Below are 14,726 nucleotides of genomic sequence, written 5' to 3'. Positions count from 1 at the left end.
TGTTTTTATTATTTTCTGCTAAAAAATAGCAGCAAGTAAATTATCTAATTGTTTGTACTCGATTAAAAAAGCGTCATGTCCGTGAACTGAATTTATTTCACTGTAAAAAACATTTTCTTTGAACTTTTTTAATTCATTATAAGTTTCCAGATTTTCTTTTGGTGTAAAAAACAAATCCGAATCGATTGCGATGATATGAATCGTTGCAGTTGTTTTAGAGAGCAGTGTTTCAAAATCTTCACTATTTCTGGTAATATCTATGGTTTTCAGCAATTGGTTCATCAATTTATAAGAAGATAGCTGATAACGTTTCTGTAATTTTTTACCGTGATGTGCCAGCCAGCTTTCTATATTAAAGATCAATAGATCCTGATTAATGGTTCGCTGAAATTTTTCTTTGAATGATTCCGGGGAGCGATAACACAGCATAGCATGAATTCGGGCATCTTCAATTGGCTTTGACGAATTGTTCAGGATTTGTTCCTGCAAAAAACAATTCGCAATCATCCAGTCTGTCGATTTCCAGTCTGTCGCAATCGGAATTAAATTTTTGGTGATATTCGGAGCCAATGCCAGCATTTCCCAGGCAATTCCGCCACCAACTGAACCTCCGATAATAGCGTACAACTCCTTGATTTGCAAAGTTTCAATTCCCTTCAAAAAGATTCGTGCGACATCCCTTGCAACGAAATCCTGATAATTTTCGATACTAAAAGAATCACTTCCGTTGCCCGGAACATTAAATGCCAGAACAGAGTATTTATTGGTATCAACTGTTTTTCCTTCACCAATTAAATCATTCCACCAGCCATTTTCTCCGGTAACCTGAGCATTTCCTGTTAAGGCATGATTAACCAAAACAATTGGGGCACTATGGAGCGGTAAGCCAAAAAGTGCAAAACTTAAGGGCAATAAATTATATAAGACACCACTTTCGGTAGTGAAATTTTGTAATATGATGGGGTTTGGTATACTTTCCAATTTCAAATCTTTTATTTTTTGATTTGTATATGGAAATATTAGAAAGAAAGTCTGGAACGACTGGAAACTCTTTTTGTTATCTTTCCACTTTGGGCGTGGTAGAATGCAGCACCTTCTTCGCTTTACCGAAGGGTTGCTAAGGATTCATCGGGTCTAATCCCTCGTCCTTTCTTTATAACATTTCAATACATTTCTGAACTTAACGGTGCAAATTAACTACTAATTTCTTAAACAAACAAATTTATCTGAACAGATTCTTTCGCTTATTCAATATATCACAATCAAAAACTATTATACGCAAAAAATTACCGAACAAAAATGCCCAGTAAAATTAAGCAGGTAAATTACCTATTTGAAGTGCTTTTTGATTTAGATAAAAAGCGTTTCATTTTCTTTAGAATACATTAAAAACAATAAAGAGTCAGGATTTTTCTTTTCTGTTTTAGTATCAGTTTCAGTAATTCCGAATCTTGGATGTATTAATTCATTTTTTGGCGGCGGACTGTTTCTTTTGGTCCTTATGTTTTTTAATGTAGAAAATGTTTTTGTCAAGTAGTTCAAAGTGCTCATGATATTTAGTGTTTAGTTTGTTTATTTGTATTGAATTATTTTTTCTCTCTTTTTATTTAAGTCCCTTAAAACAAAAAACCCTTTTGGATTCAGATGCCAAAAGGGTTTAAGTTGTTTTAACTTACTATACTTTTGGAATCAACAGACGCATACGCGAATAGATGCGACATTGAACATCTTGTTCATCTGTAGGGACTTATTCATCTGTGATTTATTTGTTATTTTAAAAATTTCTGGCATTTGTCGTATAATTAAAAAAGCCTCTCAAAATATTTTGGGAGGCTTTGCTATATTGATCTTGTTCTTACAATTTTCAAGCAATAGACACCCCAACGGTTTCTTTCGAAATGGCGCAAAACATTTTATAGGAATTAAACATATCTTCAGTAGTTTTTGGGTTTAACAAATATGCGAAAGTTTTTTTTATTTACCAAATATTTACGCACAAATTCAACAGAAAAACAATTTTTTAACTTTAAAATCATCTTACAAAAATTACATCGTTTGAAATCCACGTTAAAACTTACAAATTACTTCATTCGCTCATTAGCTTTCTCCATAAATCAGTCTTTCAAAGAACATTTTTACATGAATATCTTTCTAAATTATACTTAAAAATGTAATTCAAAAAAAAATCACCTTTGATAAATGAATACCAGAGGCAATTTTTCAAACAAAAAACAAAAAACTTTAATTTTTATTAAAGACTGTATTGTGCGATTTAGCAACACTTTCAAAAACAGTTTTCAAATCTCCAATTAAATCTTCTATATCTTCAATACCTACTGAAAGGCGGATTAAATCTTTCGAAACTCCTGTTTCCAGCTGCTCTTCATCTGTTAATTGTTGATGAGTAGTACTCGCAGGATGAATAATAAGTGATTTCGTGTCACCAATATTTGCCAGAAGGGAGAACAGTTTAGTTTCGTCAACAACTTGTTTCGCTGCTTCATAACCTCCCTGCAGACCAAAAGTAATGATCCCACTTTGGCCTTCAGGCAGATATTCCTGAGCTAAATCATAATACTTATTCGATTTTAATCCCGGATAATTTACCCAGACAACCTGATCCTGCTTCTCTAACCATTCAGCCAAAGCCAGCGCATTTTCGCTGTGTTTTTTAATTCGGATTGGCAAAGTTTCAAGTCCCTGAATAATCTGAAAAGCATTAAACGGACTCAAAGCTGATCCGAAGTCGCGTAATCCTTCAATTCTTGCTTTTGCGATAAAGGCTGCATTTCCCAGCGCTTCGTGATATACCAGTCCGTGATAACCCAGAGAAGGTTCTGTAAATTCAGGGAATTTTCCGTTAGACCAGTCAAAACTTCCGGCATCGATAATAACACCTCCTAATGAAGTTCCGTTGCCGGAAAGATATTTAGTCAATGAGTGAATTACGATATCAGCTCCATGCTCGATTGGATTTAGTAAATATGGAGTTGCAACAGTGTTATCTACAATAAAAGGCACTTTAAAGTTTTTAGCTTCTGCAGAAATAGCTTTCAAATCCAATACATCTAATTTTGGATTTCCAAGCGATTCTACAAAAAACGCTCTGGTATTTTCTTTTGCCGCTTTCGTAAAATTCTCTGCTTTTGAAGGATCTACAAAAGTGGTTGTAATCCCTAAGCGAGGCAGAGTCACTTTCAAAAGATTATATGTCCCTCCGTACAAACTATTTGACGCTACAATATGATCTCCGGATTTTAGCAGAGTCAGTAAAGTTGTAGAAATGGCTGCCGCCCCTGAAGCTGTGACTACTGCTGCGATCCCGCCTTCAAGCGAAGCCAGCCTTTGCTCTAAAACATCATTAGTAGGGTTATTTAATCTTGTGTAAATAAATCCGGCTTCAACCAAACCAAATAAATTGGCGGCATGATCTGAATTATTAAAAACATACGATGACGACTGATAAATTGGCACTGCTCTGGTTCCACCATTTTTAGTTACGTCGTGTCCTGCGTGTAAAGCGTTTGTTGCAAATTTTTGTGTGCTCATGATTTCTTTAGTTTTAGATTATTACTATTCTTATTTTTTTATTATTATTTATTGAAATTGGTTTTTTGAAATTGGTTTCATTCAAATAAAAAGGTTCTCATTTTCGGCAGAATACATATGTGAAAGCAATGAATTTGTTTCGTCTGAATATAACTTTCCTTTTTGCAAACTGAAATTTGGTTTTTGATTTTGAATTATTCCGAAAATACTTTTCGGGTTAATTGACTTTAAGATTCTATATATGATTTTCATGATTTTTAATTTTAATTAATGAAATAAAAAAAGCCCTTTCGGATGGCTACCAAAAGGGCTTATAGTTAGGAACTATAACAAAGATTTTATCTTTCACTTTCGGCAACAGTAAATCGGGATACACATTGGCATCTTACAACACATCATCATTTTATTTACTACTGTATTATTCATTTTTATTTTTATTTTTATTTTAAAACAATTTAAGCAATGTACATTTAAAAATTAATTCCAAAATCTTAATACCTAAAACATCTTAATTGTTTATTTTTTCGTTATGTTAAATTGTATTCAAAAAAAAAACCTCTGCGATTGCAGAGGCCCATTGTTATTTTAGATTTAACACTAAACAATAGCGAACTCTGCGGAAGTTTCCGACATCATACAGCACATATTTTTAGCGATTAAATTCATTTTGTTTTCTTTTGTTTAGCAAATTTGAGGACTTTTTTTCAAACTACCAAACAAAAAGCAAATTAATTTCAATTACCCTATCAATTTAATATACTACTGTTAAATTTCTCTTCAGGAAAATAAAAAAAGTTGAACTTTAATTTGCAAATCAAAATGGTTTTGTACTTTTGCACCCGAATATAGAGGAAAAATTTGAACTGATTGCAACCTCTTCATAATGAAATGGTTCGTTATGGATGCTGAAAGATTGATTTCGGTAGTAAAAAATGCTAAAGCAGAAACTCTTCTTTAGTTATTTCAGCAATTATTTTCCTCGCTTAATTTTAATTTAATACATTATTATGGCTTATTTATTTACGTCAGAATCTGTTAGTGAAGGGCATCCGGACAAAGTTGCAGATCAAATTTCGGATGCATTAATTGATAACTTCTTAGCATTTGATGCTGACTCAAAAGTTGCGTGTGAAACTTTAGTTACAACTGGTCAGGTAATTTTGGCCGGGGAAGTAAAATCGAATACCTATCTTGATGTACAGCAAATCGCCCGTGAAGTAATCCGTAAAATTGGATATACAAAAAGCGAGTATATGTTTGAGGCAAATTCTTGTGGAATTCTTTCTGCAATTCACGAACAGTCTGCTGATATTAATCAGGGGGTTGACAGAGCTAAGCCAGAGGAACAAGGTGCAGGTGATCAGGGAATGATGTTTGGTTACGCTACAAATGAAACTGAAAACTATATGCCATTGGCGCTTGATTTGTCACATAAATTATTACAGGAATTAGCCATTTTAAGACGTGAAAGCAAAGAAATCACTTATTTACGCCCGGATGCTAAATCCCAGGTTACTTTAGAATACAGTGACGATAACAAACCAACCCGTATTGATGCGATTGTTATCTCTACTCAGCATGATGATTTTGATGAAGAAGCGACTATGCTGGCGAAAATCAAAAAAGATATTGTTGAAATTTTGATTCCAAGGATTATTGCTAAAAACCCGGAACACGCTCATTTATTCAATGATAAAATCAATTACCATATTAACCCAACAGGAAAATTCGTTATTGGGGGACCTCACGGAGATACTGGTTTAACAGGAAGAAAAATCATTGTTGATACTTACGGTGGAAAAGGTGCTCATGGTGGTGGTGCATTCTCTGGTAAAGATCCTAGTAAAGTAGACAGAAGTGCTGCTTATGCAACCCGTCATATTGCTAAAAACTTAGTGGCTGCGGGTGTTGCTGACGAAATCTTAGTTCAGGTTTCTTATGCAATTGGAGTGGCTGAACCAATGGGAATTTTCATTGAAACTTACGGAACTTCTAAAGTAAACTTAACTAACGGTGAAATTGCTAAAAAAGTAGAAGCTATTTTTGATATGCGTCCTTATTTTATTGAGCAACGTTTAAAATTAAGAAATCCTATATACAGTGAAACTGCTGCTTACGGGCACATGGGACGTAAACCGGAAGTTGTAACTAAAACTTTTGCAGCTCCTGGAGGAAATGCCAAAACAGTTACTGTCGAATTGTTTACATGGGAAAAACTTGATTTTGTAGATAAAGTAAAAGCTGCATTTGGATTGTAATTCTAAATTATTAGAATAGCATAGATTGTTTAGATTCTCTGACATCTTACTTATTCTTAAATATAAAAAAACCGATTTCTAAAAAGAAATCGGTTTTTTTATAAAATCAGCTTATCTTTCAAGTTGCACATTTGGAAGTGTTTTAGGACGATTGGAATCATTTGATAAAATCCATCCCGTTCTGTATATCCATTCGGTCATTTTATGCAGTTTTACATAATCAATATTTTCAGATTCATCCATTGGAGTATGGTATTCACTATGCAAAACACTTGTAAAAAAAACAGCGGGAATTCCTTTTCTTGCATATGGCAGATGATCTGAACGGAAATAAAAATACTCAGGGTGTTCCGGTCTGTCCCAAAGTTTGTCAAGATCAAATTTTGGTCCTTCGTCATTTGCTTTTTTAGCGATTGCTACCAAATCGGATGAATTTTCATGAGGTGAACTTGAGCCCAACAACGCTGCCTGATTTACATTATTTCTACCAATCATATCACCATTTAAAACTGCAATAATATCTTTTTCAGGAACCGTTGGATGTGATGCATACCAACTTGAACCTAATAGCCCTCTTTCTTCGGCACCATGAAAAACAAACAAAGCTGTTCTTTTTCCAGGTTGCTTCTTGTAAGCTCTTGCAATTGCCAGCATTGCTACACAGGTACTAGCATTATCATCGGCACCATTGTAAATGGAATCCTGACCGTACTTTTGACGTACACCGTCATGATCCTGATGACCGCTAAAAAGCACATACTCCTTTTTAAGCTTTGCATCTGTTCCTTCAATTTTTCCAACCACATTTACAGATGGGTATTTATAAGTTTCAGAAACAACTTCTGCAGACAATAAATCTTTGGTATTTTTTAAATATTCTAACTGATCATTATGAACCCAAAAAGCAGGCATTCTTGGAGGAACTGGTATTTTATCACGAAAACCTTCTATCCCGTAAACGCCTCTCGTCATTTGAGGTTCAACCTGCGACCAGCTTTTTTCTCCTAAATCATCTGCAACAAGTATAAGTGCCGCGGCCCCTTTTGAAAGCAATAAATCGTAATATTTTTGCTTCACCAAACCGGGATAGCGTCTGTCGAAAAGAGAAATTTCATCTGAAATTCCTTCTTTCGAAGCTAAAATTACAACCGCTTTTCCCTTAACATCAGTTTTTTCGATTTCAGCTTTAGTGGCTGTTCCCAAATAAAGTAAAGGAGCTTCTACCTTCATGTTAGTTGTTTCAGCTATCAAAACTTCACTCCATAATTTATATGTTTTCTGTCCGATTTTAAATTTTGTATTGTTTGTAACCTGATGTCTGTACAAATCAAAAAACTGAAAATAAGTTCCATCATCACCAGCCGGAGCCATTCCTGCTTCTTTTGCCTTATTTGCCAGCCACATGGACACTTTTAATTCGTCTAAAGTACCAGCCTCCCGACCATTAAAATGATCACCGGCCATCTGGTACATATCATTTTTCAGATCTTGATGTGTAATTGCAGAAACTAATGGCTTTTTAATTCCCTGTGACATCACACTCCCTGAAATAATTAAAAATAATAATAACTTATTTTTCATATCTTTTAATTTAACACGTCGAATTTAGCAATTTTAAAACAAAAATAGTGTGATTTAATCTAAAAATTGATAAAACCGCAACAATAAAAAGAGAAATGGTATTTTCATTTATGATGTACAATTTGTTTTTTTCTTCCTATTTTCTTTTCTTAGTACAAGATAACTGATTAAAAAAATGAGCAAATTACCTTCAATACAAAACGTTTTAAAAGCAACAAAAAAAACAGTTCTTCGATTTCCATTAGAAATTGTAATCTCTATTACAGGAACTGTTGTTGCTATTATTCTAAATGAATTAGAATATGACGATCACAACCAGAAATATTATGTAAAAGCTTTAATGAGCAGTTCTTTATGCCTTGTACTATTTCTTTCTGTTAGTTTATATTTTATTTCCTCAAAAAAAAATGCTCTTTTGCGATATGTAATCAGTGTTATATTAGGAGGCTTTATTGCCGTGTTTGTCTTTAATTTTCATGAACGCTTTACTGAAGTAGAAATACAGCAATTTTTTGTTCTAAATATAGCCTTGCATTTATTAGTTTCATTTGCCGGATTTATCCCAAAAGCTTACAATCAGGAAGAGTTTTGGGAGTTTAACAAACAGCTCTTCCTTAGAATTTTAACCTCTATTTTATACAGCGGTGTTTTATATTGCGGATTGGCTTTGGCAATTTTGGCAATTACGGAACTTTTTAATGTTGACTTTTACAATAATATATATGCTCATGTATTTTTTGTAATTGCGGGAATTTTTAACACGATTTTTTTCTTAAATGGGGTTCCGGACATCAAAAACGACGAAGTCTCATTAGTTCTTAATTACCCTAAAGGACTTAAAAATTTCACTAAATATGTACTATTGCCTTTGATCAGTCTTTATCTGGGTATTTTAATTTGCTACGAAACCAAGATTATTATTACGCTTTCACTGCCTGTTGGCTGGGTTTCTTATCTCGTTCTTGTATTTGCTATTTGCGGAATACTTTCTTTTTTACTTGTACATCCAATTGCGAATGAAACCGGGAACCTCTGGATGCGAACTTTCAATCGATGGTTTTACTTTTTATTGATTCCGTTATTGGGCTTATTATTTTGGGCAATTTTGTACCGAATCAATCTTTACGGTTTTACACATGAACGCTATTATGTGTTGCTTTTATCAGTTTGGCTGACAATTGTTGTTGCTTATTTTTTGATTCAGAAACATCCAAAAATAAAATTCATCCCTATCAGCCTGTGCCTTGCAGGATTGTTTTCTATTGTGGGACCGCAAAGTGCTGATTCTGTTTCAAAATATAGTCAGTTGTCAAGATTTGAAACCTATATGCAAAATCCAGAAAATAAAAAATTAACCTTTGAAGAAGAAAAAGATTTAAGCAGTATTGTTTCATTCCTGAAAAAAAATTATGGTGCTGAAATTATGGTTCCGTATTCGGAAAATAAATTAACGACGCTTCTTAAAAAGAAAAACAAACCATTTGACAATGAAATAATGGAAGCTTTAGGGTATCAATACAGATCGTCTTACGATACAAAAGAAGATACCAAAAACTACTTTGGTTATTATTTTTACGAAAAAAACGGCCAAACTGTTGAAAACATTCATGGATTCGATATGTCCTTCATATTATCCAAATCGGACTCTTTCAATTGCAAAAACTGTATAAAAATTGACAATATAAATTATTCCATTAAGTCTGTAGAAAAAAATTACGGAACCGATTTGCAAATCAATCAGGATATTATTCCTTTAAAAATTGTTGATTTTGTGAAAACAAACAGCGACTTTAAAGATGATAACAGAAGAATCACTCAAGTAATTGATGCAAAAAAATACTTGGTATTATTAACCTATTTAAACGTCAGCGGAACATACGAAAAAAACAAAATGATTCTGGGGCATTATCAGATTAAAGTGATGATAAAAATCAAAAAATAAGATAAAAAAAGCCTTTGAAAATTAGAAATTCAAAGGCTTTTTATGAGTATGAGGCTTCGATTCTACTAAGCCTGAATATTACTTCTACAAATTATATTTCATTGAAAAAATAATGTATCTTGGCTGAACTGTGTATTGAGAAACTCTTGTTGAGAACTGCGAAAAGCTGTCATCATTAAGATACGTAGTATTTAACAAGTTGGTAGCGGCAATTTTATACTCCCATTTACTATTTTTCTTTTGATAAATTAAACTGGCACTTAAAAAATCATATTCGTTATCTACCGATTTGTTTCCTTTATAGTAATGATAGAATTCGTATTCTGAAACAAAAGAAAAACTATCCAGAAAATAATAATCTAATCTTGCAAAAGGTTTATCTGTGTAGAATGTTGAGCCACTATACTGATTAATTAACATGTTATAACCAAACTCAATATTAGGCAAATTTTTATAATTTGTTGAAACTTTTACAGTATAACTTTGTGTAAAACTCTCAGTTGTTGCAGGCTGTCCATTTTGTCTATTATTGAATTTTGACCAATTAAGACTTGCACTGGCAGAAGCTTTATAATTTTTTAAAAATGAACGACCATAACTTCCCATTCCGGAAAGTGTTTCGTCTGCCAAATTAGAATTATATGGTACTGATGACTGGTTTATTCCGTCAAAATTGGCTTCTGTTTTAATAGCATCTACCTTTCTGGTATAAGTTGCGTTAGCAAAAATATTCTCAAAATTAAACATATTATATTTAAAATAGCGCAATGAATGTACTTGTGAAGTAGCATTTTCCAGAGTACGATTTCCTCTAAATAAACTGCTGTAATCTGACAGAATATAACCTTCTGCTAATTGATTGATGTCTGTAAAATCATTAGTCAAAGAGAAATTATAAGTCAGCGTTTCTGATTTTTTTATTTGATAAAGAGCAAAAAAATCAGGTAACACTTTTGTGAAATTCTGTGAATGATCTGTTCCTGATTGTGTGTTTGTCATTGTGTATGAATGCAGGCTAACACCGGGCGTCAACGTAAATTTTCCGGCTAAAATCTTATAATGAAAACCTAAAAACGTATCATTAAAATTATAATTTACATCATTATTATTTGATGGATCATTTAAATCATTTTTATTTCCGTTATCCAGAATCTGAAAAATATGAGAGTTAAAATTTTGGTAAGAATATGTATTTCCTAACGTTATATTGATGTTGCTTTTTGGCGTTACCATATAATAGTAATCCAGTTTTGCATCTATTTTATTTGTTTTTACAAAACGGTCCTGATTCAAATCATTTCTTTGCTGGCCTGAAGTATAACCTAATAAATCAAAAGGCTGCGTGCGCAGATTTGCATTGTAAAAAGGATTTTCATCCTGATATAAATGCTGCATTTCGAAAGCAAATATATTTTTGTCGCTTTGTGTATAATACAAACTCAAATTTTGATTTATAGAAGTTGGATCCTGTTTTTTAGTTGTTAAAATTGTTTCAACATCAGAAATATCATTTACAACTGATTCACGCAGTAAATCTGTACCTTCATTCTGTTTTGTCAGCTTGGTTAAAATATCGTAGTCGAATTGAAATTTATCGCTTGGTTTATAAGTCGAACTTAATTTAAAAAGACCTAAATTATTTTTTTGATGTGTTTTTTCTTCACGTCTCTGCTGATCTCCGGAGTCTAAAATTGTGGTTTGAGATTTTGTTTCTAAATCTGTTTTTGAAGTCGAAAGAATTCCGAAACCACTTATATTCCAGACTTTATTTACTGAATAAGCGAAGTTTGTTGCACCGAATTTCGTTTCAATTTCTTTCGCCCGATTATTTCTTAAAAGCGAAATCCCGACATCATTAGAAGAAATATTAAAATTGCTCCCTCCCTTTTTCATCATATTTCTAAAACCGCCTGTGAACTTAAAATAGTCCTGCGCTGTCATTGGTAATTCTCCGATATTATTAAAATTTGTAATTAAATTGATGCTATACTTTGGACTATAATAAAACAATTTCGGATTGATTACATAACGGCTGTCGAGTTCTGCAACCCCTGTTCCTGCTGTAACATCACCAAACCAGAAGTTCTTTTTTCCTTCTTTCAGTTTAATATTCATAGCTACATTATCCTGATCGTTTTCTAGACCTTTTAATGCGCTGACTTCGTTATAATTTCGTAAAACCTGAACTTTATCAATTGCATCAGCAGGAATGTTTTTCACTCCTAATTTGGTGTCCCCGTCAAAAAAATCTTTGCCTTCAACCATTAATTTACTCACCTTCTTCCCTTCTACTTCAATTTCTCCATCGGCATTTACCTCAACTCCGGGTAGTTTTTTAAGAACATCTTCCAGTTTTCTCTCAGTTCCGGATTTAAAAGAATCTGCATTATACACAATGGTGTCACCTTTTATAGAAACCGGCATTTCACGCACGATTTCAACTCCTTCAAGTTCAATTCCAACACCATCCATAACAATATTCTGGGTCATGTTTTCAGATTTTGTAGATAAAGCAATTTCTTTAGATTTCATTCCCAGATAACTGACCTTAATTGTATAAGCAGTATTTGGTTTTAAAGTGAGCTGAAACTTTCCTTTATCGTTGGTAATTCCGTAGGAGTCCATTGCTTTTGTACCATTATTAATGGCCATAATATTAGCCATTTCCAGCGGATTTTTCTGGTCATCCTGAATGAATCCATCCAGGCGAACACTTTGTGCAAAAGAAAAAGAAGTCATTAAAAAAGTGAAAAACAGAACTATTTTTTTCATCAAAAGAAAAGGTTTAATATATAAAGATTTTTTAGAAGTCTATCTCCCCATTGCAGGCGGTCCGCCAGCACGGCCGCGATTCATTTCCCTAAATTCTTCCATTTTCTTAATAACCGTTTCATCATATTCTTTCTGAGAAACTACTTTTCCTTTTTTGGAAGGTTTTATTTCTACTTTATCCTTCGTATTCAAAACAACTTTCGAACATAAAATAGTCGTTGTTCCATCATTGATTTCTAAAATCAGGCCAGGAAGTCCCCAATAGTTTTCTGGCCCCTGATTTACCGGAATCTCCGGCGTATACCAGGCCGTTACTATAATTTCTTTTGGCATTTCAAAATTATCAGCAAAATTGGTCTTTGTATCACCTGAGGACTTTTTAGTTTCATCCTTCTTGTCATCATTATTTTTAGGTCCGAAGTTTCTGAAATCGGTTTTGCTCGGTGCTTTTACCGCTGTTGCTTTGAAACAGTTATAACCTCCAATTTGTTTGGTTTCCTGTTCTAATTTCCAGTTTAATTTTGGAAGAGAATCAACAACAAGAAATTCTTTGCCCATAAATTCCTTATCGATAGTATAGGATTTTGTTTTTACATCTTTGTAAAAAGTGCCACCGCCTCCGGTAAGCGAACCGAACATCATACGAAAACCTCCTCCTCCTTGCTGCCCTGGGGCTTCCAGTTTTTCTTCTTCCTTATATATAGATGCCGATTTGTCGAAGTTTAAAATAAATGTTTTTTCTAACATCTTCTTCATTCTTTCTTCCATGCTTTTCTGCATTTCAGGTGTGATATCGCGGTTGCCTCCGCGCATTCCATCAAATTTAGGTGCCTGTGTTTTTGACTCATAAACAGCCATTCCCTGAAAATCTTTCTGTGCCTGTACCTGGCTAAAAGCAAGTACTAAAAGCAAATAATATGATAATTTTTTCATTAGTTTCTTTTAAAAATGAGTAATCCGATAAAACTTATACTCAAATGTATTATTAATTTAGAAATACTTAAAGTTAAATATATCAATACATCTAAGACATAGACAAAACAGCTTATTAATTAGACTATTACAACCATAGAAAGTTTAAAGTCAAAATCAGCTAAAAATCTATTTTAACTTTAGTTTTTTGTAATTTGGCTCTTTAGAAAATCCAATTCAAATGAGTCAAACACCACGCAAAATTTTATTTTTACTTTTTATTGTCTGTTCTTTTACAGTTGTTTTTGCTCAAAATCAAAAAAAAACTCTAACTTTTGTTTCACATACAACTATTGATGCTGATGATTTTTTAGGTTATGATTCTTTTGGATATTCTTACCATATAAAAAACAATGTATTCAGAAAAACAAAAGGAAATGAATTTTTTGAATATAAAAATGTCTCATTAGGAAAAATTACTAAAACCGATATTCTGAATCCTCTTAAAATAGTTTTGTTTTACGAAGATTTCAATAGCGTTATATTACTGGACAATCAATTAAATAAAATTACTGAGATTAATTTTTCTCAAAATAATGTTCCTATTGTGGTAACTGCTATTGGCATGTCTACTCAAAATCAATTATGGGTTTACAATTCCCTGAACCAGCAAATCAGTCTTTTTGATTATTTAAAGAACGAATACAAAACGGTTTCGACACCATTAACAGATAATATTAAATTTTACCAAACCGATTTTAATACTTTTTATTGGATCGATGAAAAAAATAATTGGTTCTCTTGTGATATATTCGGAAAAACAACGGAGTTGGGAAAAGTTCCTGATTTGGATAAAATAGAAATTTTAAGTCCAAAACAATATATTTACAGCAAGGCCAATTTATTATTTTTTAAAGACATTCATAATGATGGATCTGAAAGTGTTTATGAAATTGAGCTCCCGGAAAAATCATTAAATAAATTCTATTGCAAAGACCAAATTTTATCTATTTTTACACCTAAAGAAATTACCAATTATAAAATCGTAATACCGTAATGCACATAGCAATAGCAGGAAATATAGGCGCAGGAAAAACAACTTTGACTAAATTACTGGCCAAACATTTTAAATGGGAACCCCATTATGAAGATGTTGTTGATAATCCGTATCTGGATGATTTTTACCATCAGATGGAACGCTGGTCTTTTAATTTGCAGATTTATTTCTTAAACAGTCGTTTTCGTCAGGTGCAGCAAATTCGTCAAAGCGGAAAAAAGATTATTCAGGACAGAACAATTTATGAAGATGCCCATATTTTTGCTCCTAATTTATATTCGATGGGTTTAATGACTACCCGTGATTTTGAAAATTATACTTCCTTATTTGAATTAATGGAATCATTGGTAAAGCCACCTGATTTACTAATTTATTTAAGAAGCTCTATTCCGAATTTAGTTGGGCAAATCCACAAGCGTGGTCGCGAATACGAAAACTCAATTTCTATTGATTATCTGAGCCGTCTGAACGAAAGATACGAAGCGTGGATTCAGACTTATTCTAAAGGAAAATTACTGATTATTGATGTAGACAATATTAATTTTGTTGATAATCCTGAAGATTTAGGAAACATCATTAACAGAATTGATGCTGAATTGAATGGGTTATTTTAATAACAAATTTGCCTGACTTGCTTACAAAATACCACGAAGTA

11 protein-coding genes and 1 riboswitch are annotated in these 14,726 nt (G+C 32.8%); of the genes, 4 read left to right on the top strand and 7 right to left on the bottom strand.

Translation table 11 applies throughout. The features are described 5' to 3' along the window. Positions 1-18: 18 nt before the first annotated feature. From GXM16_RS01920 to GXM16_RS01905, 4 genes are all read right to left on the bottom strand, one after another. Entirely contained in the window at positions 19-981 is a 963-nt protein-coding gene (locus GXM16_RS01920) for an alpha/beta fold hydrolase (RefSeq protein ID WP_229684153.1), read from the bottom strand. Between the two features lie 73 nt (positions 982-1,054). After that, a riboswitch (SAM riboswitch) is annotated at positions 1,055-1,162 on the bottom strand. 188 nt (positions 1,163-1,350) lie between these two features. After that, positions 1,351-1,551 carry a hypothetical protein gene (locus GXM16_RS01915; RefSeq protein WP_163392179.1) on the bottom strand — a complete coding sequence of 67 codons (201 nt, stop codon included), beginning with the start codon at positions 1,549-1,551 and terminating at the stop codon, positions 1,351-1,353. A 690-nt stretch (positions 1,552-2,241) separates the two neighbouring features. Beyond that, the gene (locus GXM16_RS01910; RefSeq protein ID WP_163392177.1) at positions 2,242-3,549 is read right to left on the bottom strand and encodes an O-acetylhomoserine aminocarboxypropyltransferase/cysteine synthase family protein; all 1,308 of its coding nucleotides are present in this window, start codon (positions 3,547-3,549) and stop codon (positions 2,242-2,244) included. An 81-nt stretch (positions 3,550-3,630) separates the two neighbouring features. Then, positions 3,631-3,801, bottom strand: coding sequence for a hypothetical protein (locus GXM16_RS01905; RefSeq protein WP_163392175.1), 171 nt, complete (start codon positions 3,799-3,801; stop codon positions 3,631-3,633). Positions 3,802-4,556: 755 nt separating this feature from the next. Between GXM16_RS01905 and metK the strand changes: the two genes are divergently transcribed. Next, positions 4,557-5,807 carry a methionine adenosyltransferase gene (gene metK / locus GXM16_RS01900; protein WP_163392173.1) on the top strand — a complete coding sequence of 417 codons (1,251 nt, stop codon included), beginning with the start codon at positions 4,557-4,559 and terminating at the stop codon, positions 5,805-5,807. Positions 5,808-5,918: 111 nt separating this feature from the next. Here the strand turns inward: metK and GXM16_RS01895 are convergent, their stop codons facing one another. Beyond that, entirely contained in the window at positions 5,919-7,388 is a 1,470-nt protein-coding gene (locus GXM16_RS01895; protein WP_163392171.1) for a M28 family metallopeptidase, read from the bottom strand. Positions 7,389-7,563: 175 nt separating this feature from the next. Here GXM16_RS01895 and GXM16_RS01890 point away from each other — a divergent pair, with 175 nt between their 5' ends. Continuing rightward, positions 7,564-9,330: a DUF4153 domain-containing protein gene (locus tag GXM16_RS01890; RefSeq protein ID WP_163392169.1), complete on the top strand. Its 1,767-nt coding sequence runs from the start codon at positions 7,564-7,566 to the stop codon at positions 9,328-9,330. A gap of 84 nt (positions 9,331-9,414) precedes the next feature. Here GXM16_RS01890 and GXM16_RS01885 read toward each other — a convergent pair whose 3' ends face one another. Next, positions 9,415-12,102 carry a carboxypeptidase-like regulatory domain-containing protein gene (locus tag GXM16_RS01885; RefSeq protein WP_163392167.1) on the bottom strand — a complete coding sequence of 896 codons (2,688 nt, stop codon included), beginning with the start codon at positions 12,100-12,102 and terminating at the stop codon, positions 9,415-9,417. Between the two features lie 39 nt (positions 12,103-12,141). Further along, positions 12,142-13,035: a GLPGLI family protein gene (locus GXM16_RS01880; RefSeq protein ID WP_163392165.1), complete on the bottom strand. Its 894-nt coding sequence runs from the start codon at positions 13,033-13,035 to the stop codon at positions 12,142-12,144. A 220-nt stretch (positions 13,036-13,255) separates the two neighbouring features. Between GXM16_RS01880 and GXM16_RS01875 the strand changes: the two genes are divergently transcribed. Both GXM16_RS01875 and GXM16_RS01870 read left to right on the top strand, forming a co-directional pair. Continuing rightward, complete coding sequence (locus GXM16_RS01875) at positions 13,256-14,071, top strand: hypothetical protein (protein ID WP_163392163.1); 816 nt, start codon at positions 13,256-13,258, stop codon at positions 14,069-14,071. Beyond that, on the top strand, positions 14,071-14,685 hold the full coding sequence (locus GXM16_RS01870; protein WP_163392161.1) for a deoxynucleoside kinase: 615 nt from the start codon (positions 14,071-14,073) through the stop codon (positions 14,683-14,685). The genes GXM16_RS01875 and GXM16_RS01870 overlap by 1 nt, the downstream gene beginning before the upstream one ends. Positions 14,686-14,726: the final 41 nt, after the last annotated feature.

Origin of the sequence: Flavobacterium limi, assembly GCF_010645075.1 — a bacterium.
Taxonomy (GTDB): domain Bacteria; phylum Bacteroidota; class Bacteroidia; order Flavobacteriales; family Flavobacteriaceae; genus Flavobacterium; species Flavobacterium limi.
The sequence above is the reverse complement of the archived record's forward strand: the minus strand, read 5'-3'. Positions and strand labels throughout refer to the sequence as shown.